The 24,885-nt window shown below is 56.3% G+C and carries 23 protein-coding genes; 12 read left to right on the top strand and 11 right to left on the bottom strand.

The annotated features are described in order from the left end of the window. Positions 1 to 4: 4 nt before the first annotated feature. From sdhA to sdhC, 3 genes are read right to left on the bottom strand one after another with little or no spacing between them, the layout of a single operon-like run. The gene (gene sdhA, locus V6940_RS04515) at positions 5 to 1,771 is read right to left on the bottom strand and encodes a succinate dehydrogenase flavoprotein subunit (RefSeq protein ID WP_185669333.1); all 1,767 of its coding nucleotides are present in this window, start codon (positions 1,769 to 1,771) and stop codon (positions 5 to 7) included. Further along, positions 1,771 to 2,118, bottom strand: a complete 348-nt coding sequence (gene sdhD, locus V6940_RS04520; protein ID WP_333495012.1) for a succinate dehydrogenase membrane anchor subunit — start codon at positions 2,116 to 2,118, stop codon at positions 1,771 to 1,773. The genes sdhA and sdhD overlap by 1 nt, the downstream gene beginning before the upstream one ends. Next, positions 2,112 to 2,516, bottom strand: coding sequence for a succinate dehydrogenase cytochrome b556 subunit (gene sdhC, locus V6940_RS04525; protein WP_185669335.1), 405 nt, complete (start codon positions 2,514 to 2,516; stop codon positions 2,112 to 2,114). The genes sdhD and sdhC overlap by 7 nt, the downstream gene beginning before the upstream one ends. A 324-nt stretch (positions 2,517 to 2,840) precedes the next feature. Here sdhC and V6940_RS22750 point away from each other — a divergent pair, with 324 nt between their 5' ends. After that, positions 2,841 to 2,948, top strand: a complete 108-nt coding sequence (locus V6940_RS22750; RefSeq protein WP_438268729.1) for a hypothetical protein — start codon at positions 2,841 to 2,843, stop codon at positions 2,946 to 2,948. Positions 2,949 to 3,152: 204 nt separating this feature from the next. Next, positions 3,153 to 4,436 carry a citrate synthase gene (locus tag V6940_RS04530; protein ID WP_185669336.1) on the top strand — a complete coding sequence of 428 codons (1,284 nt, stop codon included), beginning with the start codon at positions 3,153 to 3,155 and terminating at the stop codon, positions 4,434 to 4,436. Positions 4,437 to 4,558: 122 nt separating this feature from the next. Here V6940_RS04530 and nei read toward each other — a convergent pair whose 3' ends face one another. The 6 genes from nei to V6940_RS04560 all read right to left on the bottom strand — a co-directional run bounded on the left by nei (position 4,559) and on the right by V6940_RS04560 (position 8,974). Next, on the bottom strand, positions 4,559 to 5,350 hold the full coding sequence (gene nei, locus V6940_RS04535) for an endonuclease VIII (RefSeq protein WP_333495013.1): 792 nt from the start codon (positions 5,348 to 5,350) through the stop codon (positions 4,559 to 4,561). Positions 5,351 to 5,495: 145 nt separating this feature from the next. Beyond that, the gene (locus V6940_RS04540) at positions 5,496 to 5,651 is read right to left on the bottom strand and encodes a Hok/Gef family protein (RefSeq protein WP_333495014.1); all 156 of its coding nucleotides are present in this window, start codon (positions 5,649 to 5,651) and stop codon (positions 5,496 to 5,498) included. Between the two features lie 257 nt (positions 5,652 to 5,908). Continuing rightward, positions 5,909 to 6,643: a 5-oxoprolinase subunit PxpA gene (gene pxpA, locus V6940_RS04545; RefSeq protein ID WP_333495015.1), complete on the bottom strand. Its 735-nt coding sequence runs from the start codon at positions 6,641 to 6,643 to the stop codon at positions 5,909 to 5,911. Continuing rightward, positions 6,633 to 7,565: a 5-oxoprolinase subunit PxpC gene (gene pxpC, locus V6940_RS04550; protein ID WP_333495016.1), complete on the bottom strand. Its 933-nt coding sequence runs from the start codon at positions 7,563 to 7,565 to the stop codon at positions 6,633 to 6,635. The genes pxpA and pxpC overlap by 11 nt, the downstream gene beginning before the upstream one ends. After that, positions 7,559 to 8,215 (bottom strand): 5-oxoprolinase subunit PxpB, encoded by a 657-nt coding sequence (gene pxpB / locus V6940_RS04555; RefSeq protein WP_333495017.1) that lies wholly within the window; start codon positions 8,213 to 8,215, stop codon positions 7,559 to 7,561. Before pxpB ends, pxpC begins: the two co-directional genes overlap by 7 nt. Positions 8,216 to 8,230: 15 nt before the next feature. Further along, on the bottom strand, positions 8,231 to 8,974 hold the full coding sequence (locus V6940_RS04560; RefSeq protein WP_333495018.1) for a type 2 GTP cyclohydrolase I: 744 nt from the start codon (positions 8,972 to 8,974) through the stop codon (positions 8,231 to 8,233). A 281-nt stretch (positions 8,975 to 9,255) separates the two neighbouring features. Here V6940_RS04560 and dtpD point away from each other — a divergent pair, with 281 nt between their 5' ends. Continuing rightward, a complete protein-coding gene (gene dtpD / locus V6940_RS04565) occupies positions 9,256 to 10,737 on the top strand; it encodes a dipeptide permease DtpD (protein ID WP_185669341.1) in 1,482 nt (493 codons plus the stop codon). Between the two features lie 60 nt (positions 10,738 to 10,797). Here the strand turns inward: dtpD and phrB are convergent, their stop codons facing one another. Together phrB and V6940_RS04575 are read right to left on the bottom strand one after the other, a co-directional pair. Further along, a complete protein-coding gene (gene phrB, locus V6940_RS04570) occupies positions 10,798 to 12,219 on the bottom strand; it encodes a deoxyribodipyrimidine photo-lyase (RefSeq protein ID WP_333495019.1) in 1,422 nt (473 codons plus the stop codon). A 228-nt stretch (positions 12,220 to 12,447) separates the two neighbouring features. Next, complete coding sequence (locus V6940_RS04575) at positions 12,448 to 12,654, bottom strand: YbfA family protein (RefSeq protein WP_035892708.1); 207 nt, start codon at positions 12,652 to 12,654, stop codon at positions 12,448 to 12,450. A 306-nt stretch (positions 12,655 to 12,960) separates the two neighbouring features. On the opposite strand from V6940_RS04575, the gene kdpF reads away from it, so the two are divergent. The 9 genes from kdpF to potE all read left to right on the top strand — a co-directional run bounded on the left by kdpF (position 12,961) and on the right by potE (position 24,882). Next, positions 12,961 to 13,050, top strand: coding sequence for a K(+)-transporting ATPase subunit F (gene kdpF, locus V6940_RS04580; RefSeq protein WP_035892707.1), 90 nt, complete (start codon positions 12,961 to 12,963; stop codon positions 13,048 to 13,050). Continuing rightward, positions 13,050 to 14,729 (top strand): potassium-transporting ATPase subunit KdpA, encoded by a 1,680-nt coding sequence (kdpA, locus tag V6940_RS04585; RefSeq protein ID WP_333495020.1) that lies wholly within the window; start codon positions 13,050 to 13,052, stop codon positions 14,727 to 14,729. The genes kdpF and kdpA overlap by 1 nt, the downstream gene beginning before the upstream one ends. Positions 14,730 to 14,749: 20 nt before the next feature. After that, complete coding sequence (gene kdpB, locus V6940_RS04590; RefSeq protein WP_333495021.1) at positions 14,750 to 16,798, top strand: potassium-transporting ATPase subunit KdpB; 2,049 nt, start codon at positions 14,750 to 14,752, stop codon at positions 16,796 to 16,798. Between the two features lie 10 nt (positions 16,799 to 16,808). Continuing rightward, positions 16,809 to 17,384 carry a potassium-transporting ATPase subunit KdpC gene (gene kdpC / locus V6940_RS04595; RefSeq protein WP_333495022.1) on the top strand — a complete coding sequence of 192 codons (576 nt, stop codon included), beginning with the start codon at positions 16,809 to 16,811 and terminating at the stop codon, positions 17,382 to 17,384. A 2-nt stretch (positions 17,385 to 17,386) separates the two neighbouring features. Beyond that, positions 17,387 to 20,074 carry a two-component system sensor histidine kinase KdpD gene (gene kdpD, locus V6940_RS04600; RefSeq protein WP_333495315.1) on the top strand — a complete coding sequence of 896 codons (2,688 nt, stop codon included), beginning with the start codon at positions 17,387 to 17,389 and terminating at the stop codon, positions 20,072 to 20,074. Further along, positions 20,071 to 20,748, top strand: coding sequence for a two-component system response regulator KdpE (gene kdpE / locus V6940_RS04605; protein WP_185669346.1), 678 nt, complete (start codon positions 20,071 to 20,073; stop codon positions 20,746 to 20,748). The genes kdpD and kdpE overlap by 4 nt, the downstream gene beginning before the upstream one ends. A 278-nt stretch (positions 20,749 to 21,026) precedes the next feature. Then, on the top strand, positions 21,027 to 21,131 hold the full coding sequence (gene speFL, locus V6940_RS04610) for a leader peptide SpeFL (protein WP_106875989.1): 105 nt from the start codon (positions 21,027 to 21,029) through the stop codon (positions 21,129 to 21,131). Positions 21,132 to 21,373: 242 nt separating this feature from the next. Continuing rightward, on the top strand, positions 21,374 to 23,569 hold the full coding sequence (speF, locus tag V6940_RS04615) for an ornithine decarboxylase SpeF (RefSeq protein ID WP_220438452.1): 2,196 nt from the start codon (positions 21,374 to 21,376) through the stop codon (positions 23,567 to 23,569). Next, positions 23,566 to 24,882, top strand: a complete 1,317-nt coding sequence (potE, locus tag V6940_RS04620; protein WP_185669348.1) for a putrescine-ornithine antiporter — start codon at positions 23,566 to 23,568, stop codon at positions 24,880 to 24,882. The genes speF and potE overlap by 4 nt, the downstream gene beginning before the upstream one ends. The last annotated feature ends 3 nt before the right edge of the window (positions 24,883 to 24,885 follow it).

Raw genomic sequence — 24,885 nt, forward strand, 5'->3', positions numbered from 1 at the left:
CGCATTAATAAGTACGAATCTTCGGCGGGAATGCCGGACGCAGTTTCGGTTCCATATTGACGCTACGACGCGTCATGGATTCCGACTCTGGCAGATACAGGGAATGGCACAGCCAGTTTTCATCATCACGATCCGGGAAGTCAAAGCGGCTATGCGCGCCACGGCTTTCGGTACGGAAGTTTGCTGACACCGCAGTGGCGTAAGCCGTTTCCATCAGGTTATCCAGCTCCAGACACTCAACGCGCTGGGTGTTGAATTCGCTTGAGGTGTCATCCAGACGGGCATTTTTCAGACGCTCGCGAATCGCTTTCAGCTGCTCAAGACCTTTAGCCATCGCGTCACCTTCACGGAATACCGAGAAGTTATGCTGCATACATTCCTGCAGCGCTTTGCGAATTTCGACCGGGTCTTCACCGTCACGGTTACCGTTCCAGCGATTCAGACGTTCCAGAGAAGCGTCAATCTCTTCTTCGGTAGCGTCGCGGAGTTCGCCCTGCTCAGCGATGGATTCCTGCAGATGCAGGCCAACCGCACGACCGAAGACCACCAGGTCAAGCAGCGAGTTGCCGCCCAGACGGTTCGCACCGTGAACGGATACGCAGGCAATTTCGCCTACCGCGAACAGACCAGGAATGACCACATCTTCGCCCTGCTCATTCACGGTCAGTGCCTGGCCGCTCACTTTGGTCGGAATACCGCCCATCATGTAGTGGCAAGTTGGGATAACCGGGATTGGCTCTTTAACCGGGTCAACGTGTGCGAAGGTACGAGACAGTTCCAGGATGCCCGGCAGACGGGATTCCAGTACTTCTTTACCCAGGTGATCCAGCTTCAGCTTGGCGTGTGGACCCCATGGGCCGTCACAGCCGCGACCTTCACGGATTTCGATCATGATGGAACGCGCCACCACATCACGACCCGCCAGGTCTTTCGCGTTTGGCGCATAACGCTCCATGAAGCGCTCACCGTGTTTATTCAGCAGGTAACCACCTTCACCACGGCAGCCTTCTGTCACCAGAACGCCCGCGCCGGCGATACCGGTTGGGTGGAACTGCCACATTTCCATATCCTGCACCGGAACACCGGCACGGATAGCCATACCAACACCGTCACCGGTATTGATGTGGGCGTTAGTGGTGGACTGATAGATACGCCCTGCCCCGCCGGTTGCCAGCACGGTTGCACGTGCTTTGAAGTAAACCACTTCACCCGTTTCGATACACAGCGCGGTACAACCCACCACGGCGCCATCGGCATTTTTCACCAGGTCCAGTGCATACCACTCGGAGAAAATAGTGGTGTGGTTTTTCAAATTCTGTTGATAAAGCGTGTGCAGCAGGGCGTGACCGGTACGGTCAGCTGCCGCTGCGGTACGTGCCGCCTGCTCGCCGCCGAAGTTTTTCGACTGGCCGCCAAACGGACGTTGATAGATGGTCCCATTCTCCAGACGGGAGAACGGCAGACCCATATGATCCAGCTCCAGAATCGCTTCCGGGCCGGTCTTACACATGTATTCAATGGCGTCCTGGTCACCGATGTAGTCCGACCCTTTTACGGTGTCGTACATATGCCATTCCCAGTTATCTTCATGGGTATTACCGAGCGCAACGGTGATACCACCCTGCGCAGATACGGTATGGGAACGGGTCGGGAACACTTTAGACAGCAGCGCACAGGTCTGGCCGCTTTGGGAAATTTGCAGCGCCGCGCGCATACCTGCGCCACCGGCACCAATCACAACAGCATCAAATTCTCTGACTGGCAGTTTCATCACACACCCCACACCGCAACAAATCCATAGATAACGTAAACCAACAGGGCCACAACAATAACCAGTTGCAGCGTCAGGCGCAGAGCCAGTGGTTTAACGTAGTCGGTCAACACCTGCCACATGCCGATCCAGGCATGAATCAAGATTGAGAACAGAGCCAGCAGGGTGAACACTTTGGTGAACGCAGAGGCAAAGAAACCGCTCCAGATTTCCCAGGTCACTTCACCGTGCGTCGCAAAAAAGCCCACCATGTAGATGATGTACAGAGTCAGGACAATAGCGGTGGCGCGGACGAGGATGAAGTCATGTACGCCGTTGCGTCCTAATGCTGAGGCGTTGCTTACCATACGAGGACTCCTGCAAGAATTGAAAGCACGACAGTAATAACAAAAGAGATTTTCGCAGAGCGCTGACCGGCTTCGAGGGTTTCTTCGATATAACCGAAATCCATTAACACGTGACGAATGCCCACAACCGCGTGGTACGCCAGCGCAGTGAGGATGCCCCACATAATGAATTTAACGAAGAAGCTGCTCATGATGGAGGAAGCGGTCTGGAAGCCTTCCGGGGAGGAGAGACTGGTGCCCAGCAACCATAGCAGAATACCGACCGCCACAAACGTAATCACACCGGATACGCGATGGAGAATGGACGCTATCGCTGTTATAGGGAACCGGATTGTTGTCAAATCCAGATTGACAGGTCTTTGTTTTTTCACATTTCTTATCATGAATAACGCCCACATGCTGTTCTTATTATTTCCTTCCTCCGGTCCGCAGGCGGGTCAAGCAGCGTCCTTTCTATAACTTCGCGTCATGGTTAAATCTGCTCACAGATGCTAAATCGACACGTTAAAACGCTGGGTGGCTCGGGATTGCAGGGTATTCCGGAGACCTGGCGGCAGTATAGGCCGTTCACAAAATCATTACAATTAACCTACATATAGTTTGTCCGGTTTTATGCAGAACAGTGATCATGCTCACGATTAAAACAATTTTTTAAAAATTAATCACGTGATTTGACAAATATTAAACATTATTGTTACAACCATCACCTGTAAAAGCATATAATGCTCAAAAGTTATGGGGTCACTCTTTCACCTGATAATAAGTTATGTAACAGTGTGACGGTATTGACCGAACTTATCAGGACAGTTATTAGTGTTGTACAGGTTTGAATCATCGGATTGCTAAGACCCTGATTTGCTGTTGTTTCACTGTAGATTAGACGTGCACCGTCAAGCGCCCTTGCTCTGTACCCTCGCGTTATCTTTACAGCAGAGCCGTGAGCCAAATAACAAACTGGCAACGTCGAACTATGTTTTGAATTGCAAATCCGGCATCCAGCAGTCTTAAGCAAAAAGGCGCTAAGGAGACCGTAAATGGCTGATACGAAGGCAAAAATCACTCTATCGGGTGATACTGCTATTGAACTGGATGTGCTAAAAGGCACGCTCGGTCAGGATGTTCTTGATATCCGTAGTCTGGGTTCGAAAGGCATTTTTACCTTTGACCCTGGTTTTACCTCTACCGCATCTTGCGAGTCTAAGATTACTTTTATTGATGGCGACGAAGGGATCTTGCTGCACCGCGGCTTCCCTATCGATCAGTTAGCCACAGAATCTAACTATCTCGAAGTGTGCTACATCCTGCTGTACGGTGAAAAACCGTCTCAGGCTGAGTTTGACGAGTTCACCACTACCGTGACTCGCCACACCATGATCCACGAGCAGATCACCCGTTTATTCCATGCGTTCCGTCGCGACTCTCACCCAATGGCGGTGATGTGCGGAATTACCGGCGCACTGGCAGCGTTCTATCACGACTCTCTGGATGTGAATAATCCACGTCACCGCGAGATTGCCGCATTCCGCCTGCTGTCGAAAATGCCGACCATGGCCGCGATGTGCTACAAATATTCCATCGGCCAGCCGTTCGTCTATCCACGTAACGACCTCTCCTACGCCGGTAACTTCCTGCGTATGATGTTTGCGACCCCTTGCGAAGATTACGAAGTGAACCCGGTTCTGGAACGCGCAATGGATCGTATTCTGATCCTGCACGCTGACCACGAGCAGAACGCGTCCACCTCTACCGTCCGTACCGCAGGTTCTTCTGGTGCGAACCCGTTCGCCTGTATCGCTGCCGGTATCGCTTCACTGTGGGGGCCAGCACACGGCGGCGCCAACGAAGCAGCACTGAAGATGCTGGAAGAGATCAGCTCCGTTGAGCACATCCCTGAGTTCGTGCGTCGTGCGAAAGATAAGAACGACTCTTTCCGCCTGATGGGCTTCGGCCACCGCGTGTACAAAAACTACGACCCGCGTGCCACCGTGATGCGTGAAACCTGTCACGAAGTGCTGAAAGAGCTGGGTACCAAAGATGACCTGCTGGAAGTGGCAATGGAGCTTGAGCACATTGCGCTGAACGACCCGTACTTCATCGAGAAGAAACTGTACCCGAACGTCGATTTCTATTCCGGCATCATCCTGAAAGCGATGGGTATTCCATCGTCCATGTTTACCGTTATCTTCGCGATGGCGCGTACTATTGGCTGGATTGCTCACTGGAACGAAATGCACACCGACGGCATGAAGATTGCGCGTCCTCGTCAGCTGTACACCGGCTACGAGCAGCGTGATTTCAAATCAGACCTCAAGAAATAATCGAGAGTTTTAGAGTCAAAAAGCGCCTGCGGGCGCTTTTTTTATGGCTGTGGTGTGGTGATTTTCCCGGGGTCGCTGCGCTCGACCGGGCTACAGTCGAGCATATTGGTCGTTTTCACAACCTAACGCTGACACCCCGGGCACCAATAAAACGGTCTTGAGGAGAGCATCGTCTTCTCAATCACCCCGCCGCAGCGCTCGCACGTCTCGCCATCGCGATGAAACACCTTGAAGCGAAACAGCGCGCCGTGGTGCTTGTTATCATCCACCTGGCCTCGGGTGTTGTAGGAGAGTCGAGGAATATCGAGCAGCGCATGCGACAGCGCCTCGAGCTGCTGTTCACTGAGCTGAGACGCTTTATGGTTGCCGGTTAAGCCAACCTGCCAAAGGATCTCAACCCGCAGATAGTTCCCCAGCCCCGCAAGAAACGCCTGATCCAACAACAGGCCGGAGAACTGGCGGTTGCGGAATTTTGCCGATAGCAGCCGCGCTTTTACCGCCTCCGGCGTTAAGGTCATATCAAGCACATCAGGCCCGACGCGCAGTAAAAACGGGTGCGTTTTCACCTGCTCTGGCGTCAACATCTCAATATCGGAAGCGCTGTAGAGCAGAATCGCTTTATCCGCCGTTTGTAATTTAACCCGCAGCACCCGCGTGGTGTCAGGCATCTCCCCGGCGTTAACCACTCGCCACACGCCGTAGAGCTGATTGTGGCTGTAGAGAGTCAGGCCAGCGGAGAAATGGGTCAGCAGGGCTTTACCGCGAGTTTCAACGTGGGTGACATGCTGGCCGATCAGGGTGGGTGCATAAGCGGATAATTCGGGGTATGCAAACCAGACCTCAGTCAACGGTTTGCCCTGAATAGCCTTTTCCAGGCTGTCCGCCGCCCGGCGGATCTCTGGACCTTCAGGCATAGTGATTGCTCCCTTTCGATCGTCAAGGCAACAATATTATCAATAATACGTTTGGCTCGCACACGGCACGTCGAATAAAAAGAACGGGTGCATGAGGATAGCAACAACACCGCAAAGTGGCGGGGATGACTCCCCGCCGGCACTCTTACCTAACAGATTCGTAAGCTGTGAAGACAGCGAGCTCCGCGTGGCCGGTTCGGAGCCGTACCTCGCAGAGATCTTCCCTTGTGACCAGCACCGCCAGAATGGCGGTGATACAGATAACAATCAGGGCGATAACCATCGCCTTTTGCTGCTTCATAGCCTGCTACTCCTTGACCCGAAGGTCGGTAAGAGACTATCTTTATGACGCTGCTTCATAGTAAATGGCCTCAGATTAATGTTTAACGTCCTGCAAGACGTTGAAGGTTATCTGGGGCTTTTCTCTATCTGCCTTTCGGCTAATGCCTGAGACAAATAGCCTCAAGCACCCGCCGAAAGTGTACTGCAATTCCCGTCGGTTTCAGCCTTGATGAATTCCGAATTACCGGCTGACTCGTCGACACTCGCTCAACAACATCACGCCCTTACCTGAATCCCCTGCGCGGCAAATTCGCGCCGCAGTCGGCGAGCGAACGCCAGGGCATGCGCACCGTCACCGTGCAGGCAAACCGTTTCCGCCGTGACGTTGGCCCACTGACCGTCTACGGTTTTCACACGCCCGCGCAGCACCATCTCCAGCGTTTGTGCCAGCGCCTGCTCTTCATCACTAATCAGTGCGCCCGGCTGGTTGCGCGGTACCAGAGCACCGTCAGGCTGATAGCCCCGATCGGCAAAGACTTCCTGGCGGGTGGCGAGTCCGTAGCGCGCTCCGGCGCGAATCAGTTCGCTTCCCGCCAGACCGACCAGCACCAGCGCCGGATTAACCGCGAACACCGCTTTAGCGATAGCATCCGCTAGAGCTGGATCCCTGGCAGCCTGGTTATAGAGCATGCCGTGTGGCTTCACGTGGCGCAGTACACCGCCTTCAGCCTCAACTATCGCCGACAGGGCGCCAATTTGGTACAGCGTCTGGGCGTAGACCGTTTCCGGCGGCAACTGCATTGCGGTACGGCCAAAATTCTCCCGGTCGGGGAAGCTCGGATGTGCCCCCAGGGCGACGCCATTTTGCAGCGCCGCTCGCACGCAGGTCAGCATCATCCCGGCATCGCCTGCGTGAAAACCGCAAGCGATGTTGGCCGAGGAGACCAGCGTCAGCAGTTCAGCATCGCTGGCCGCGCCTTCACCGAGGTCGGCGTTGAGATCAATCATCATCGTTAAGCCGCCAGGTGAGCTGTTCCAGATAGCGCTGTTGGTCGTGACGCGCCTTGAGCGCCTCTTCCAGCGTACAGCGAATAAAGTGAATGGGCTGCCCGAGGGGAATTTGCGCCAGCTGGAACATATCCGCTTCGATAATGCAGGCAATGCGCGGATAACCACCTGTCGTCTGGGCATCGTTCATCAGCACGATAGGCTGACCGTTATGCGGCACCTGCACCACACCGGGCACCAGGCCATGGGACACCAGCTCACGGGCGTTATCACGCACCAGCGGTTGCCCTTTCAGGCGGTAACCCATCCGGTTGCTCTGCGGGCTTAAGTGCCACGGCGAGCGCCAGAAGGTCTCCTGCGACGTTGTATCAAATTCGTGATACTCCGGTCCCGGCAAGGCACGAATGCGATTGCTGGCGATAAGCGGCTTAACACCGCGCGGCTCGCGGAACGTGCGCACGGGTTTTCCCAGCGGCAGCACATCGCCATCCTGCAGACGACGGCCTTCAAAGCCGCCTATGCCAACGTTAAGATCGGTACTGCGCGAGCCCATCACGGCGGGGACATCAATACCCCCCGCCAGCGCCAGATAGCTGCGAATACCGTGCTGCGGACGCTTGAGCGTGAGCGTCTGACCGGCTTTAGCCCAATGTCGCCAGCCGCTCCATACCGCCTCACCGTCCAGCGTTGCTTCGCAGCCTGCGCCCGTTAGCGCAAACCAGCCGTCGCGGGCAAAGGTAAACGTCGCCATGCCGAGGGTTATCTCCAGCGCGGCGGCGTTGGCATCGTTGCCCACCAGCAGGTTGGCGGTCATCAGCGCCGGTTTATCCAATGCCCCGCAGCGGCTCACGCCGAACTGGCGTAGCCCATCGCGCCCCGCGTCCTGCACCGAGGTATACATGCCTGCACGAATCACCTTCAGCATACGCCCTCCTTTTGCGGCACGAAGCGCACCGTGTCCCCGGGGCGCAGTAATATCGGTTCTTCACGATTGGGCGAGAACAGCGGCAGCGACGTGCGGCCAATCAACTGCCAGCCCCCCGGCGTAGACAGCGGGTAAATACCGGTTTGCTGGCCGCCAATGCCCACCGACCCGGCGGGCACCTTCAAACGCGGCTCCGCACGGCGCGGCATGGCCAGCGAAGCTGGCAGCCCGCCAAGGTAGGGAAAGCCCGGCTGAAAGCCGAGGAACCACACCACGTAGTCCACCGACGCATGCAGCTCCACCACCTGCTTCGGGGTAAAGCCGCTCAGGCGGGCGACCTCGGTAAGATCCGGCCCCTGTTCACCGCCATAAATAACGGGAATATCGATCGCACGGGAATCAGGATCCAGAGCTTCACTCTCTTCCCACCAGCGCTGGAGTCGTTCAATGGCATCCAGCGCCAGGGTCTGCGGATCACCTAATGTCACCGTGATATTATTCATACCAGGAATGACGTCTACCACATCCGGTAACGTCGCCACTCGCTGGGCTAAACGCCATACCCGCTTTTGCGCCGCCAGCGTCACCGGCGGCTCCAGCTCCAGTACGACAGCCGTTTCACCTAACAGATAACAACGCGCTCGCTGCACTTTATTCCCTCATCATCAGGCCGGATTGGGGATGTCCACAAAGGTCACATCCAGATCGGTCGTTTCGGTGAGCCACTCGCTCAACCCGCGAATACCGCCGCGCTCCGTGGCGTGGTGGCCCGCTGCATAAAAGTGTAGCCCTTGCTCACGGGCGGAATGAATGGTCTGCTCTGAAACCTCACCGGTAATAAACGCATCGACGCCAAAGCGCGCCGCGCTGTCGATAAAGCCCTGGCCGCCGCCGGTACACCAGGCTACGCGTGAGACTTTATCCGGCCCGGTATCCCCACTCCACAGCGGTTTACGCCCCAGTCGAGCTTCAATCCATGAGGCCAGCTCCAGTCCCGATACCGGCATGGAGAGCTCGCCCCACGGCACTAACGGTTCGATCTCACCCATCACGTTAATACCGAGCAACTGCGCCAGCTGTACGTTGTTCCCCAGCTCCGGATGCGCATCCAGCGGCAGGTGCCAGCCGTACAGGTTGATATCGTTCTCCAGCAGCGCTTTCAGACGATTGCGCTTCATGCCGCGGATGACCGGCGACTCCCCTTTCCAGAAGTAACCGTGGTGCACAATCACCGCATCCGCCTGCTGGCGCACGGCTTCGTCAATCAGCGCCTGGCTGGCGGTCACGCCAGTCACAATCTTCTGTACTGTTTCACGCCCTTCGACCTGCAGGCCGTTAGGGGCGTAATCGCTGAAGGCGGCGCTGTTGAGTTTTTCATTAATCAGTTGTTCTAATTCGGTATTTTTCATCATCGCTCTCTTCAATATTGATGCCTTACTACAGGATAAAATAGCGTCACCGACGCGTTACGTCGATACACAATTCGTTAACTTTCACCTGATACCGCTTAACTACGCGCAATAAATGCTTAAGTAACACGATTTGTCTGTTTTTGTGTGACCGAAATCATGTATATTTATGCAACCATACCGCATATTACAAAGATAATACGATTCTCTTCGTATTATTACATAAATGAAACAAAGCCTTGCGTAGCGTGATGTTGCCGGGTTTCGAGGTCAAATGTGCAATGAATAAATCACAATCGCAGCCAAAGGCAATTTACTACGTCGTAGCGCTGCAAATTTGGGAATACTTTAGTTTCTATGGCATGCGCGCGCTGCTGATCCTGTATCTCACCAATCAACTGAAATACAACGACACCCACGCTTACGAGCTGTTTAGCGCTTACTGTTCATTAGTTTATGTGACGCCAATCCTCGGCGGCTACCTGGCGGATAAAGTCCTCGGCAACCGCATGGCGGTTATGCTGGGCGCCCTGCTGATGGTTATCGGCCATATGGTGCTCGGAGCCAGCGAAGTGGCACCGATGTTCCTGTACCTGTCGCTGGCGATTATCGTCTGCGGCTACGGGCTATTTAAATCGAACATCAGCTGCCTGCTGGGCGAGCTCTATGAACCTACCGACCCACGTCGCGATGGTGGCTTCTCACTGCTTTACGCGGCAGGTAACGTTGGCTCCATCGTCGCCCCTATCGCCTGCGGTTTCGCCCAGGAACAGTATAGCTGGGCAATGGGCTTCACCCTTGCCGCGGTAGGCATGCTCGCCGGTCTGGTTATCTTTATTAGCGGCCGTCGCCACTTTGCCCACACCGCCGGTGTGAACAAAGAAGTGCTGTGCGCGAAAAAATTCCTGCTGCCGAACTGGGGCTGGCTGCTGGTTCTGCTGGTTGTTGCACCGCTGTTTATCACCGTACTGTTCTGGAAAGAGTGGTCGGTCTATGCGCTGATTGTCGCGTCTATCATCGGCCTGGTGGTGCTGGCAAAAATTTATCGTCGTGCAGAAACCGCCGAGCAGCGTAAAGACCTGCGTCTGATTGTCGTGCTGACCTTCTTCAGCCTGCTGTTCTGGGCGTTTGCTCAGCAGGGCGGCAGCTCCATCAGCCTCTATATCGACCGTTTCGTTAACCGTAACGTGCTGGGCTATGAAGTGCCGACCGCGATGTTCCAGTCGGTGAACGCCTTTGCCGTGATGCTGTGCGGGATTGTGCTGGCCTGGCTGATTAAAGAGAAAGTGACCAACAACCGCGATCTGCGCCTGTGGGGCAAATACGCGCTGGGGCTTGGCCTGATGAGCGCTGGCTTCTGCATACTGACCCTGAGCGCACGTCTGTCCGCAAGCTACGGTCACTCTTCTATGCCGTTGATGCTGCTGGGGCTGTCGGTGATGGGCTTTGCCGAGCTGTTTATCGACCCGGTGGCGATGTCGCAGATCACCCGCATCCAGATCCCTGGCGTTACCGGCGTGCTGACCGGCATCTATATGCTGCTCTCCGGTGCGGTGGCAAACTACGTGGCGGGGATTATTGCCGACCAGACCTCTCAAGGTTCGTTCGACTCTGCAGGCGCGGTGGATTACTCCATCAACGCCTACATTGATGTGTTCAGCGAAATCACCTGGGGCGCGCTGGCCTGCGTCGCCGTGGTGCTGGTTATCTGGCTGTATCACTCAATGAAAGTCCGCTCCCGCCGCCTGGCAGCAGAAGCGTAACCACATCCTGTAGCCCGGACGAGGCGCGCCAGCGCCGACTCCGGGATTTCCTCCCGCGTATCACACCTCGTTCTTTTTCGCCGCTTCATAGGCAGCAAGAGTCGCCACCCTCGCCTCAGCGTGATCGACAATCGGTCGCGGATAGTGAATCTCAACGCCCTGCTTTTCTGCCCACGCCCACGGCTGGTGAATCGCCTTATCCGGCACCTCGGCTAACTCCGGTAACCACTCGCGAATAAACGCCCCACGCTTATCAAAACGCTCGCCCTGCGTCGTGGGGTTGAAGATACGAAAATAGGGCGCCGCATCAGTTCCGGTTGAGGCCGCCCACTGCCAGCCGCCATTGTTAGCCGCCAGACAGCCGTCCACCAGCTGCGACATAAAGTAGCGTTCACCCTGCCGCCAGTCGATCAACAAATCTTTGACCAGGAAGCTGGCAACAATCATCCGCAACCGATTATGCATCCAGCCAGTTGCATTAAGCTGCCGCATTGCCGCATCAACAATCGGGTAGCCGGTACGCCCCTTCTGCCAGGCGATAAGCGCGTCTGACGGCTCGCGCCAGCGCACGCGATCGGTCCAGTCGATAAATGGGCGATGTTTGCAAAGCCGAGGGAAGTAGGTCATCAGGTGGCGATAAAACTCGCGCCAGATAAGCTCATTTAGCCAGACGCTACCCGCGCCGCCGTTCAGCGCTTCGGGCTGTTCTGCCAGCAGCCGGTACAGGCACTGGCGAGGTGAAAGCACACCAACGGCCAGGCAGGCCGACAGGCGGCTGGTGCCTTCGATTGATGGGAAATCACGCTGAGCCTCGTATTCACCCGCGCCTTCCTGACAAAAACGACGCAGCTGGCTAATCGCCGCCTTTTCATCGGGCGGGAACAGCGCCGGGTCAAACGACTGTTGGGGATAGTGAAAATGGAGTGTTGCCGCATCGGCCACCGCCGGAGCAGGACGCGCCTCGGGGGCGCGGACGCATTCGGGCATGTGCTCTTTTAAGCGCCGCAGCCAGGCATTTTTATACGGCGTAAACACTTTATACATTTCGTGATTACCGGTCATCACTGCACCGGGCGGCAGGATCACGCTGTCATCAAAGCCCTGACACACCGTGTCGGTCAGCGCTCGCTCTACGGCGGCGTCGCGCTGACGCTCGTTGAATTCGTACTGGTAGTTATAAAAAAGCTGCGTGACATCGTGCTGCTGGCAAACCGTTTTGACGACCTCGATGCTGGCGGCAAAGTCGGCCACCTCGTGGAATATCAGCGGGATGTTTTTCTCTGCCAGCGCCTGGCGAAGCGCATTCAGCTGCGCGGCAATATAGGCGGACTGGCGTGGCGCCATACTGTGCGTAGCCCACTGTTCGGGGGTGGCGATAAACAATGCCAGCACCTGCGCATTGGGATCGCGGCAGGCGGCGGCAAGGGCAAAATTGTCGTGCAGTCGGAGATCGGCGCGAAACCAGATCAGATGGGTGGGCATATGTATCCTAAATGTATTTACCTAATACATTCATATTACACAATTATTCGGCAACGCGCGGCCCGACTGCCTGATGGCGCTATAACCGGTAGGCCGGATAAGGCGTTTACGTTGCCATCCGTCAATGTGCGCTCAACTGCCTGATGGCGCGACGCTTATCAGGCCTACAAAAACACAAAAACCGCCCCTTTGCAGGAGCGGTCTCGTTGATTCATTACCGCGACACTATCAATAGAAATCGCAGGCGGCCTCTTCAGCCTGTGCCATCCATACCGGCTTATCGCTGGTCTTCGACCATACGCGGTGCAGGTAGCTGTAGAAGCGGGCACGGTCTTTCCAGAACAGCATCACCGGTAATGCGACGATCCCCGCCACCACGGCGAAAGTACGACGTAACAATACGATGTGTGCAGGATATTTTCTATACAGGTCCATATTCTCTCCCCTAAGTTGGCCGGCAACGCACGCCGGAAAATGAAGCTCAGTAATCTGACTAAAAGAGTACCGTTATTTGTGTAATTTTACTACTCATCCGACCACTAATTTTTGTGCATTTAGTGTTTATTTACATTCACGCCGTAACTTAGTTACATGATTGTTAAATTAATACTAACCATTAGTTAAATTGTGGATTACGGTCATTTTTATACTTTTTTTACACCCCGCCATTCTATTTTTGCGAAATCTTTGCACCCAAAAACCTACGCTTAGCGCATCAACTGAACCATCCGGAGGTGGATTGTGACTACAGGCGTAATAGCTGGCACGGTGCTGGTGTTCCTGTTACTGGCGTATCTGGTTTATGCCCTTTTCAAGGCGGAGGCGCTGTAATGGCTGCTCAAGGATTTTTACTCGTTGCCAGCTTCCTGCTGGTGCTGTTTGTTCTCGCCCGCCCACTTGGCAAAGTGCTGGCTGGGATGATTAACAACACGCCGCTACCGGGGCTCGCCCGCTGTGAAAGCGGGCTCTGGCGCGTCATGGGCATTTCCGGTCAGGAGATGAGCTGGGGGCGCTATACCATTGCCATCCTGCTGCTGAACCTGGTCGGGCTGCTGGTGCTGTTCGCTATGCTGATGCTGCAGGGCGTGCTGCCGCTGAATCCACAAAACCTTCCGGGGCTGTCATGGCATCTGGCGCTCAATACCGCCGTTAGCTTTGTCAGCAACACCAACTGGCAGTCCTATAGCGGTGAAACCACTCTGAGCTACTTCAGCCAGATGGCGGGCCTGACGGTGCAGAACTTCCTCTCTGCCGCCACCGGGATTGCCGTGCTGTTTGCGCTGGTGCGCGCTTTTGCCCGCCATAGCGTGAACACGCTGGGCAACGCCTGGGTCGATATCACCCGCATCACGCTGTGGCTGCTGCTGCCGATTTCCCTGCTGCTGGCACTGTTCTTCATCCAGCAAGGGGCATTGCAAAACTTCCTGTCCTACCAGCCATTTACCACCATTGAGGGCGCGCATCAGCTGCTGCCAATGGGGCCAGTAGCGTCTCAGGAAGCCATTAAAATGCTCGGCACCAACGGCGGCGGCTTCTTTAACGCCAACTCCTCACATCCTTTTGAGAACCCGACGGCGTTGACCAACTTTGTGCAGATGCTGGCGATTTTCCTCATCCCTGCCGCACTGTGTTTCGCCTTTGGTGAAGCGGTGGGTGATAACCGTCAGGGCCGCGCCATCCTGTGGGCTATGACGCTTATTTTCATCATCTGCGTCGCGGTGGTGATGTGGGCTGAAACTCGCGGTAACCCGCACCTGCTGGCCTTCGGTGCCGACAGCAGTATCAATATGGAAGGTAAAGAGAGCCGCTTTGGCATTCTTGCCAGCAGCCTGTATGCCGTGGTGACCACCGCCGCCTCCTGCGGTGCGGTCAACGCGATGCACGACTCCTTTACCGCGCTGGGCGGCATGATCCCGCTGTGGCTGATGCAGATTGGTGAAGTGGTCTTCGGCGGCGTGGGTTCGGGCCTCTACGGCATGCTGCTTTTCGTCCTGCTGGCGGTATTTATCGCCGGGCTGATGATTGGCCGCACCCCGGAATACCTCGGTAAAAAAATCGACGTGCCGGAAATGAAGATGACCGCACTGGCGATTCTGGTTACCCCAACGCTGGTGTTGCTTGGTACGGCACTGGCGATGATGACCGATGCAGGCCGCAGCGCGATGGCGAACCCCGGTTCGCACGGCTTTAGCGAAGTGCTGTACGCCGTGTCGTCGGCGGCAAACAACAACGGTAGCGCCTTTGCCGGTCTTAGCGCCAACACGCCGTTCTGGAACTGTCTGCTGGCAGCGTGCATGTTCTTCGGTCGCTTCGGGGTAATTGTGCCAGTGCTGGCGATTGCCGGTTCGCTGGTGAGCAAAAAAATTCAGCCCGCCACCTCAGGCACCCTGGCGACCCACGATGCACTGTTTATCGGCCTGCTGATGGGGACCGTGCTGCTGGTTGGCGCCCTGACCTTTATTCCCGCGCTGGCGATTGGCCCTGTTGCGGAACATCTTTCCCTGTTTTGAGTGATGCGGAGCTATTGGTTATGAGTCGCAAACAACTGGCCCTGTTCGAACCCTCTCTGGTTCGCCAGGCGTTGATCGATGCCGTGAAAAAACTGAGCCCGACCATTCAGTGGCGCAACCCGGTGATGTTTATCGTCTGGGTAGGCAGCGTGCTCACCAGCGGACTGGCCGTTGCCATGGCGCTGGGTACCCTACCCGGTAATGCGTGGTTCAGCGGCGCTATCGCGCTGTGGCTGTGGTTTACCGTGCTGTTCGCCAACTTTGCCGAAGCAATGGCGGAAGGTCGCAGCAAGGCGCAGGCTAACAGCCTGAAAGGGGTGAAGAAAACGGCGTTTGCCCGCAAACTGCGTGAAGCCCGCTACGGTGCCGCGATGGATCACGTCCCGGCAGATGAACTGCGCAAAGGCGACGTGGTGCTGGTCGAAGCCGGGGATATCATTCCCTGCGATGGTGAAGTCATTGAGGGTGGCGCGTCGGTGGATGAAAGTGCCATTACCGGTGAATCGGCTCCGGTTATTCGTGAGTCCGGCGGTGACTTTGCGTCAGTGACCGGCGGGACACGCATCCTCTCCGATTGGTTGGTCGTGCGCTGTAGCGTCAACCCTGGCGAAACCTTCCTTGACCGGATGATCGCCATGGTCGAAGGCGCACAGCGTCGTAAAACACCTAACGAGATTGCCCTGACCATCCTGCTGGTCGCGCTGACTATCGTGTTCCTGCTGGCTACCGCCACCATCTGGCCGTTCTCCGCCTGGAGCGGTACGCCAATTAGCGTCACCGTGCTGGTCGCCCTGCTGGTGTGCCTGATTCCGACCACCATCGGCGGCCTGCTTTCCGCCATCGGCGTGGCCGGGATGAGCCGTATGCTCGGCGCCAACGTGATCGCCACCAGCGGTCGTGCGGTCGAAGCAGCGGGCGACGTGGACGTGCTGCTGCTGGATAAAACCGGCACCATCACGCTCGGTAACCGTCAGGCTTCCCAGTTCCTGCCAGCCGATGGCGTGGACGAAAAAACGCTGGCCGATGCCGCACAGCTTTCATCGCTGGCGGACGAAACGCCGGAAGGCCGCAGCATCGTGGTACTGGCGAAACAGCGCTTCAATCTGCGCGAACGAGATCTGCAAACGCTGCATGCCACCTTCGTACCCTTTACCGCCCAAAGCCGCATGAGCGGGATCAACATCGACAACCGCCTGATTCGTAAAGGCTCCGTCGATGCGATCCGCCGCCATATTGAAAGCAACGGCGGCAGCTTCCCGCAGGACGTGGAGCAGAAAGTGGAGAGCGTTGCCCGCCTGGGTGCCACCCCACTGGTGGTGGCCGAAGGGGCGCGGGTGCTTGGCGTGATCTCACTGAAAGATATCGTAAAAGGCGGCATTAAAGAGCGTTTCGCTCAGCTGCGTAAAATGGGTATCAAGACGGTGATGATCACCGGCGACAACCGTCTCACCGCGGCCGCCATCGCCGCCGAAGCGGGCGTGGATGACTTCCTGGCCGAAGCCACGCCGGAGGCCAAACTGGCGCTGATTCGTCAGTATCAGTCCGAAGGTCGCATGGTGGCGATGACCGGCGACGGCACCAACGATGCCCCGGCGCTGGCGCAGGCCGACGTGGCGGTGGCGATGAACTCCGGGACTCAGGCGGCGAAAGAGGCTGGCAACATGGTGGATCTGGACTCGAACCCCACCAAGCTGATTGAAGTGGTGCATATCGGTAAGCAGATGCTGATGACCCGTGGTTCGCTGACCACCTTCAGTATCGCCAACGACGTTGCCAAATACTTCGCCATTATTCCGGCGGCGTTCGCGGCAAGCTGGCCACAGCTGGGCGTGCTCAACATCATGCACCTGCACTCGCCAGACTCGGCGATTCTGAGCGCGGTGATTTTCAACGCCCTGATTATCGTCTTCCTGCTACCGCTGGCGCTGAAAGGGGTGAGCTACCGTCCGCTCTCCGCCTCGGCGATGCTGCGCCGCAACCTGTGGATTTACGGTGCGGGTGGTCTGGTTGTGCCGTTCATCGGCATTAAAGTTATCGATTTACTGCTGACCCTGCTGGGTCTGGTCTGAGGAAATAGACATGTCTGCATTACGTCCTGCCATCGTGATTTTTCTGTTCCTGACGCTTATCACCGGGGGGCTCTACCCTCTGCTGACTACCGCGCTGGGGCAGTGGTTCTTTCCGGCACAGTCGGGAGGGTCGTTGATTATCGAAAACCATGAAATTCGCGGATCGTACCTGATCGGGCAGAACTTTACCGATCCCCGCTATTTCCAGGGCCGTCCTTCGGCAACGTCGGACTCCCCGGATAACCCGATGGCATCCGGTGGCAGCAACCTGGCGGGCAGCAATCCGGCACTGGATAAACAGTTTACCGACCGGATCACCGCGCTGCGCACCGCTAACCCGGATGCCAGCCGCGAGGTGCCGGTGGAACTGGTTACCGCTTCCGCCAGCGGGCTGGACCCTAACCTGACGCCAGCCGCCGCGCTGTGGCAGGTGCCGCGTATCGCCAAAGCGCGCAACGTCCCGGCAGAGTGGTTGCGTAGAGAGGTGGAAGCGGCAACAAACTCTCCGCTGCTCGGTTTTCTCGGACAACCTGTGGTAAATATTACTAAGCTGAATATGGCGCTGGATGCCCACAAGGATAACTGATGATGACCGACGAGCCGCTGCGCCCCAATCCGGATCGCCTGCTGGAACAAGCCACCGAAGCCCACCGCGGCAAGCTGAAGATTTTCTTCGGTGCCTGTGCCGGCGTGGGGAAAACCTGGGCGATGCTGGCTGAGGCGCAGCGTCTGCGATCGCAAGGGCTGGATATTCTGGCGGGCGTAGTGGAAACACACGGGCGCAAGGAGACCGCCGCGATGCTCAGCGGTCTTACCCTCCTGCCACCAAAGCGAAGCGCCTATCGTGGGCGCTACGTTTATGAATTCGACCTCGATGCCGCTCTCGCGCGCCGTCCGGCGCTGGTGTTAATGGATGAGCTGGCGCACAGTAATGCGCCCGGCTCACGCCACCCGAAGCGCTGGCAGGACATTGATGAACTGCTGGAGGCGGGCATCGATGTTTTCACCACCGTTAACGTCCAGCACCTGGAAAGCCTCAACGATATCGTCAGCGGCGTAACCGGCATTCAGGTGCGCGAAACGGTACCCGACCCTTTTTTCGATGCCGCCGATGAGGTGGTGCTGGTCGACCTTCCCCCGGACGATCTGCGCCAGCGCCTGAACGAAGGTAAGGTCTATCTTGCCGGGCAGGCCGAACGCGCCATCGAGAACTTTTTCCGCAAAGGTAACCTGATTGCCCTGCGCGAGCTGGCGCTGCGCCGCACCGCCGATCGCGTGGACGATCAGATGCGCGCCTGGCGCGATGGTCAGGGGCAAGAAAAAGTCTGGCACACCCGCGATGCCATTTTGTTGTGCATCGGCCACCACAGCGGCAGCGAAAAGCTGGTGCGCTCTGCCGCCCGACTGGCGGCCCGCCTTGGCAGCGCCTGGCATGCCGTCTATGTCGAAACCCCTACCCTACACCGCCTGCCAGAGCCGCAGCGCCGGGCCATTCTCAACGCCTTGCGCCTGGCGCAGGAGTTGGGTGCCGAAACGGCCACGCTTTCTGAGCCATCGGAAGAGGCGGCGGTGATCCGCTACGCGCGCGAGCACAACCTCGGCAAAATCGTGATTGGTCGCCAGAAAAAACGCCACTGGTGGCGAGGCGAGCGCTTTGGCGAACGTATCTCCCGCCACGCGCCAGAGCTGGATCTGCTGGTCGTCGGCGTTGATGAATCGCCCCTTCCCCTGCCGGAGCGGGCGCGCGATCAGCGTCCATTTATGGATAAGTGGCGGGTGCAGATTCGCGGCTGCCTGGTGGCGCTGGGTCTGTGCGCCGGTATTACGCTGATTGCCGATCAATTTCTGATGGCCTTTGAGGCCGCCAACCTCGTCATGCTTTATCTGCTGGGCGTGGTGATCGTCGCGCTGTTTTACGGCCGCTGGCCGTCTGTGCTGGCCACGGTAATTAACGTGGTCAGCTTCGATCTCTTTTTCATTGCACCGCGTGGGACGCTCGCCGTCTCTGACGTGCAGTATCTGCTCACCTTTGGCGTGATGCTCACCGTGGGGTTGGTTATCGGTAATCTCACCGCCGGCGTGCGCTATCAGGCGCGGGTGGCGCGCTATCGTGAACAACGCACGCGCCATCTTTATGAGATGTCCAAAGCGCTTGCCGTGGGCCGCAACGCCCACGATATCGCCCACACCTGCGAGCAGTATATTCGCACCACTTTCCACGCGCGTAGCCAGGTATTGATGCCGGATGAACAAGGAAAACTAACGTCGCTGACCCATCAGGACGGTATGACGCCGTGGGATGACGCCATCGCTCACTGGAGCTTTGATAAAGGGCTACCGGCCGGTGCGGGAACCGATACCCTCCCCGGCGTACCGTACCTGATCCTGCCGCTGCGCAGCGCCGATAAAACCCACGGGCTTATCGTGGTCGAACCCAATAACCTGCGCCAGTTGATGATCCCCGAGCAGCAGCGGCTGCTGGAAACCTTCACCCTACTGGTCGCCAGCGCACTGGAACGCCTGGCGTTGACCGAAAGTGAGGAACAATCGCGACTTATCAGCGCCCGTGAAAGCCTGCGCAACTCCCTGCTGGCAGCGCTTTCTCACGATCTGCGTACGCCGCTGACCGTCTTGTTTGGCCAGGCGGAAATCCTGACGCTCGACCTTGCCAGCAGCGGCTCTCCGTACGCCCCACAGGCCAACGAAATTCGCCAACACGTGCTCAATACCACGCGACTGGTCAATAACTTGCTGGATATGGCGCGCCTGCAGTCAGGCGGCTTTAATCTGAATAAAGAGTGGCTGACGCTCGAGGAAGTGGTTGGTAGCGCGCTGCGTATGCTGGAACCAAGCCTTAACGGTCGGCATATCGCCCTCTCCCTGCCCGACCCGCTGATGCTGGTCCACATCGACGGCCCACTGTTTGAACGCGTGCTGATTAACCTGCTGGAAAATGCCGTGAAGTATGCTGGTCACGACGCCGGGATAGGTATCGCCGCCGTCACCAAAGATGACCATCTGCTGCTCGACGTCTGGGACAGCGGCCCGGGCATTCCCGGTGGGCAGGAAGAGCATATTTTTGCCAAGTTTACCCGTGGGCATAAAGAGTCCGCGATCCCCGGTGTCGGCCTGGGGCTGGCTATCTGCCAGGCGATTGTCGATATTCATGGCGGGACGCTCTCCGCCAGCAACCGCCCGGAAGGCGGCGCCTGTTTTCGTGTTACACTTCCGTTAGAAAAACCACCTGAACTTGATGAGGGACACGACGGCCTGTGACCAGCGTTTTAATTGTTGAAGATGAACAAGCGATCCGCCGTTTTCTGCGCACCGCGCTGGAAGCGGATGAACTGCGCGTTTTTGATGCCCCTACTCTCCAGCGAGGCCTGCTAGAGGCCGCAACGCGCAAGCCTGACCTGATCATTCTCGACCTCGGCCTGCCCGACGGTGACGGGCTGGATTTTATCCGCGACATTCGTCAGTGGAGCCCGGTACCGATTATTGTGCTGTCGGCACGCAGCGAAGAGAGCGATAAAATTGCCGCGCTCGACGCGGGCGCAGATGACTATCTCAGCAAACCTTTTGGTATCGGCGAACTTCAGGCTCGTCTGCGCGTCGCGCTGCGACGCCATGCCGGCAGCCAGCCAAACGACCCGATCGTCACTTTCTCGGATACCACCGTCGACCTTGCCGCACGTCGCATCACTCGCGGCGGTGAAGAAATTCACCTCACTCCTATTGAGTTCCGTCTGCTGGCGGTGCTGCTCAACAATGCGGGAAAGGTACTCACCCAACGCCAGTTGCTCAATCAGGTCTGGGGGCCAAATGCCGTGGAGCATAGTCACTATTTGCGCATTTATATGGGGCACCTGCGCCAGAAGCTGGAAATAGACCCCGCGCGCCCACAGCATTTATTAACCGAAACCGGAATTGGCTATCGGTTTATGTTATGAATACTTATTCATGATTTTTGCTTTATTTAATTATTACTCTAAAAATACATTAACCCTAAGCCGCGAAATATTACCGCGGCGTCACCATCGTTATTTAAACTAAATATTAAACAGTTTATTTACAACATTGAAACAATACAGCATTTAATCCTGGCATCACCCCTACCAATAATGGATAATTTCACTATTGATCTTGTTATGTTGATCATCCTCACAGTTTTAAGACCATTCAGGGATAAAATGACTCCGCTTTAAGATATTCATCGAAGGTATACGAAATGGAAAACAATAACCGATTGATGCCTCATATTCGACGGACAACACATATAATGATGTTTGCCCATCGCAATAGTTTCGATTTTCACTTCTTTAACGCCCGATAAGTCTCCCGACTTCGGGCGCCTCGCAGTTATTCCCTGCTAATACGGGCTTACGCCTGTAGCCAGCGCTCGCTCTGACAAACCTAAAGCTTCCGGCCACCGGACCGGCTGGGTTTGCCACATTCCAAAAAAGCTCACGCCCTGACGTTATTGTCAGCGAGATCGTTTTGCTTTTTTTCCGGCGAAATCAATTTCTCATTCGGGAAATTGAGGGACTGCTATTACCTAAAATAAAGAGATGAAAAATGTCTGAATTAAAAATTGCCGTAAGTCGTACTTGCCCGGACTGTTTTACTACCCAGCGTAGTATTATCAATACCTGCGATACTCACTTTATTGATGTTGCTGCTGCCGTATTATCTATTGAAGACGTTGAGTGTGGTAAACTCGATGAAATAGACGCTACGGGATATAATCTGCCAGTATTTATTGCTATTAATAAAGACCAAATTGTTCCTGCAGAATATCTCTCACGTATTCAAGGGGTATTTGAGCATGACGAAACCCGCAACGACTTCTATGGTCGCCAGCTGGAGTCGGCGGCACACAAGTATGAAGTGAATCTGCGCCCACCGTTCTTTAGCGCGCTGGTCGATTACGTCGCGCAGGGTAACAGCGCGTTTGACTGTCCGGGGCATCAGGGGGGCGAATTCTTCCGTCGTCACCCTTCCGGCAACCAGTTTGTTGAATACTTTGGCGAAACCCTGTTCCGCTCTGACCTTTGTAACGCCGACGTGGCAATGGGTGACCTGCTGATCCACGAAGGTGCGCCGTGCATCGCGCAACAGCACGCGGCCAAAGTGTTTAACGCTGATAAAACTTACTTCGTCCTGAACGGTACCTCTTCTTCTAACAAAGTGGTGCTGAATGCCCTGCTCACCCCAGGCGACCTGGTGCTGTTTGACCGTAACAACCACAAATCCAACCACCACGGCGCGCTGTTACAGGCGGGGGCCACGCCAATTTATCTGGAAACCGCACGTAACCCGTACGGCTTTATCGGTGGTATCGACGCCCACTGCTTTGAAGAGAGCTATCTACGTGAACTGATTGCCGAAGTCGCACCAAACCGCGCGCGCAATCAGCGCCCGTTCCGCCTGGCCGTCATCCAGCTCGGCACCTACGACGGTACGATTTATAACGCCCGTCAGGTGGTGGATAAAATTGGTCATCTTTGCGACTACATTCTGTTCGACTCCGCGTGGGTCGGCTACGAACAGTTTATTCCGATGATGGCCGACTGCTCGCCGCTGCTGCTTGAACTCAACGAAAACGATCCAGGGATTCTGGTCACCCAGTCGGTGCATAAACAGCAGGCTGGCTTCTCTCAGACTTCGCAGATTCACAAAAAAGATAGCCATATCAAAGGCCAGCAGCGCTATGTTCCGCATAAGCGTCTTAATAACGCCTTTATGATGCACGCCTCCACCAGCCCGTTCTACCCGCTGTTTGCCGCGCTGGACGTGAACGCCCGCATGCATGAAGGTCAGGCAGGCCGCAACATGTGGATGGACTGCGTCTCCAACGGTATCGAAGCGCGTAAGCTGATCCTTGATAACTGCCACCACATTCGCCCGTTCGTGCCTGCCGAGATTGACGGTAAACCATGGCAGTCCTGGCCGACCGAGAGCATCGCTAACGATCTGCGTTTCTTCCACTTTGTCCCAGGCGAGCGCTGGCACGGTTTTGAAGGCTATGCCGAACATCAGTACTTTGTCGATCCATGCAAACTGCTGCTGACCACACCGGGCATTAACGGTGAAGGTGAATATGACACCTTTGGCGTACCGGCAACCATTCTGGCTAACTACCTGCGTGAACACGGCGTAGTACCGGAAAAATGCGACCTCAACTCCATCCTGTTCCTGCTGACGCCAGCGGAAGATATGGCCAAGTTGCAACAGCTTGTGGCTCTACTGGTACGTTTCGAAACGCTGCTGGAAGCCGATGCGCCGCTGCAAGAGGTTCTGCCATCGCTCTACGGCCAGCATAAAGACCGCTATGCCGGTTATACCCTGCGCCAGCTGTGTCAGGAAATGCACGATCTGTATGCACGCCACAACGTGAAACAGCTGCAAAAAGAGATGTTCCGTAAATCACACTTCCCACGCGTCAGCATGAACCCTCAGGACGCCAACTACGCCTACCTTCGTGGTCAGGTTGAACTGGTGCCGCTGTCGATGGCGGAAGGCAAAATCGCCGCCGAAGGTGCTCTGCCGTATCCTCCAGGCGTGCTGTGCGTCGTGCCTGGGGAAATCTGGGGTGACTCCGTTCTGCGCTACTTCAAAGCGCTGGAAGAAGGCATCAACCTGCTGCCGGGCTTCGCGCCAGAGCTGCAGGGGGTTTATATCCAGGAACACGACGGCCGCAAAGAAGTGTGGTGCAACGTGATTGAGACTCAGCAGCCGCAGCCTGCCCTGCTGAAAGGGGAGAAATTATGAGCAAAGCCAACAATAAGATGGGTGTTGTTCAGCTCACCATCCTGACGATGGTGAACATGATGGGCTCCGGTATTATCATGCTGCCCACCAAACTCGCTGAAGTCGGCACCATCTCCATTATCTCCTGGCTGGTCACCGCCGTCGGTTCGATGGCGCTGGCCTGGGCCTTTGCAAAATGCGGGATGTTCAGTAAGAAATCCGGCGGCATGGGCGGCTATGCGGAGTATGCCTTTGGTAAGTCGGGCAACTTTATGGCCAACTATACCTACGGGGTTTCGCTGTTGATTGCCAACGTCGCTATCGCGATTTCGGCAGTGGGTTACGGCACCGAGCTATTCGGTGCCGCGCTGAGCCCGGTGCAGATCGGGCTCGCCACCATCGGCGTACTGTGGATCTGTACCGTAGCTAACTTCGGTGGTGCGCGTATTACCGGGCAGATCAGCAGCATCACCGTATGGGGCGTTATTATCCCGGTGGTTGGTCTGTGCATTATCGGCTGGTACTGGTTCAGCCCAACGATGTACGTCGAATCCTGGAACCCGCACCACGTGCCGTTCTTTAGCGCCGTGGGCTCTTCTATTGCGATGACGCTGTGGGCGTTCCTCGGTCTGGAATCCGCCTGTGCCAACGCCGAAGTGGTGGAAAATCCGGAACGTAACGTGCCGATCGCCGTGCTCGGCGGGACGTTAGGGGCGGCGGTGATTTACATCATCTCCACCAACGTGATTGCCGGTATCGTGCCAAACATGGATCTGGCCAACTCCACCGCGCCGTTCGGTCTGGCCTTCGCGCAGATGTTCACCCCGGAAGTTGGGAAAGTGATCATGGCGCTGATGGTGATGTCCTGCTGCGGTTCACTGCTCGGCTGGCAGTTCACCATCGCCCAGGTGTTCAAATCCTCGGCGGACGAAGGCTACTTCCCGAAAATTTTCTCCCGCGTCAGCAGTGCCGATGCGCCGGTTCAAGGGATGCTGGTTATCGTGGTTATTCAGTCCGGGCTGTCGCTGATGACCATTAGCCCGTCGCTGAACAATCAGTTCAACGTGCTGGTTAACCTGGCAGTGGTGACCAACATTATTCCGTACATCCTGTCGATGGCTGCGCTGGTCATCATCCAGCGGATGGCTAACGTGCCGGTGAACAAAGCGCGCGTCGCCAACTTCGTGGCCTTTATTGGCGCGATGTACAGCTTCTATGCGCTCTACTCTTCCGGCGAAGAAGCGATGCTGTACGGTTCCATCGTGACGTTCCTCGGCTGGACGCTGTACGGTCTGGTATCACCACGGTTTGAATTGAAGAATAAGCACAGTTAACGC

Source organism: Kluyvera sp. CHPC 1.251 (assembly GCF_036759945.1).
In the GTDB taxonomy this organism is placed as follows: Bacteria; Pseudomonadota; Gammaproteobacteria; order Enterobacterales; family Enterobacteriaceae; genus Kluyvera; species Kluyvera sichuanensis.

Bases quoted from the DNA above. Each gene is read 5' to 3' on its own strand.
- sdhA (WP_185669333.1), bottom strand. From the start codon at position 1,771: ATGAAACTGCCAGTCAGAGAATTTGATGCTGTTGTGATTGGTGCCGGT.
- sdhD (WP_333495012.1), bottom strand. From the start codon at position 2,118: ATGGTAAGCAACGCCTCAGCATTAGGACGCAACGGCGTACATGACTTC.
- sdhC (WP_185669335.1), bottom strand. From the start codon at position 2,516: ATGTGGGCGTTATTCATGATAAGAAATGTGAAAAAACAAAGACCTGTC.
- V6940_RS22750 (WP_438268729.1), top strand. From the start codon at position 2,841: ATGCTCAAAAGTTATGGGGTCACTCTTTCACCTGATAATAAGTTATGT.
- V6940_RS04530 (WP_185669336.1), top strand. From the start codon at position 3,153: ATGGCTGATACGAAGGCAAAAATCACTCTATCGGGTGATACTGCTATT.
- nei (WP_333495013.1), bottom strand. From the start codon at position 5,350: ATGCCTGAAGGTCCAGAGATCCGCCGGGCGGCGGACAGCCTGGAAAAG.
- V6940_RS04540 (WP_333495014.1), bottom strand. From the start codon at position 5,651: ATGAAGCAGCAAAAGGCGATGGTTATCGCCCTGATTGTTATCTGTATC.
- pxpA (WP_333495015.1), bottom strand. From the start codon at position 6,643: ATGATGATTGATCTCAACGCCGACCTCGGTGAAGGCGCGGCCAGCGAT.
- pxpC (WP_333495016.1), bottom strand. From the start codon at position 7,565: ATGCTGAAGGTGATTCGTGCAGGCATGTATACCTCGGTGCAGGACGCG.
- V6940_RS04560 (WP_333495018.1), bottom strand. From the start codon at position 8,974: ATGAAAAATACCGAATTAGAACAACTGATTAATGAAAAACTCAACAGC.
- dtpD (WP_185669341.1), top strand. From the start codon at position 9,256: ATGAATAAATCACAATCGCAGCCAAAGGCAATTTACTACGTCGTAGCG.
- phrB (WP_333495019.1), bottom strand. From the start codon at position 12,219: ATGCCCACCCATCTGATCTGGTTTCGCGCCGATCTCCGACTGCACGAC.
- V6940_RS04575 (WP_035892708.1), bottom strand. From the start codon at position 12,654: ATGGACCTGTATAGAAAATATCCTGCACACATCGTATTGTTACGTCGT.
- kdpA (WP_333495020.1), top strand. From the start codon at position 13,050: ATGGCTGCTCAAGGATTTTTACTCGTTGCCAGCTTCCTGCTGGTGCTG.
- kdpB (WP_333495021.1), top strand. From the start codon at position 14,750: ATGAGTCGCAAACAACTGGCCCTGTTCGAACCCTCTCTGGTTCGCCAG.
- kdpC (WP_333495022.1), top strand. From the start codon at position 16,809: ATGTCTGCATTACGTCCTGCCATCGTGATTTTTCTGTTCCTGACGCTT.
- kdpD (WP_333495315.1), top strand. From the start codon at position 17,387: ATGACCGACGAGCCGCTGCGCCCCAATCCGGATCGCCTGCTGGAACAA.
- speFL (WP_106875989.1), top strand. From the start codon at position 21,027: ATGGAAAACAATAACCGATTGATGCCTCATATTCGACGGACAACACAT.
- speF (WP_220438452.1), top strand. From the start codon at position 21,374: ATGTCTGAATTAAAAATTGCCGTAAGTCGTACTTGCCCGGACTGTTTT.
- potE (WP_185669348.1), top strand. From the start codon at position 23,566: ATGAGCAAAGCCAACAATAAGATGGGTGTTGTTCAGCTCACCATCCTG.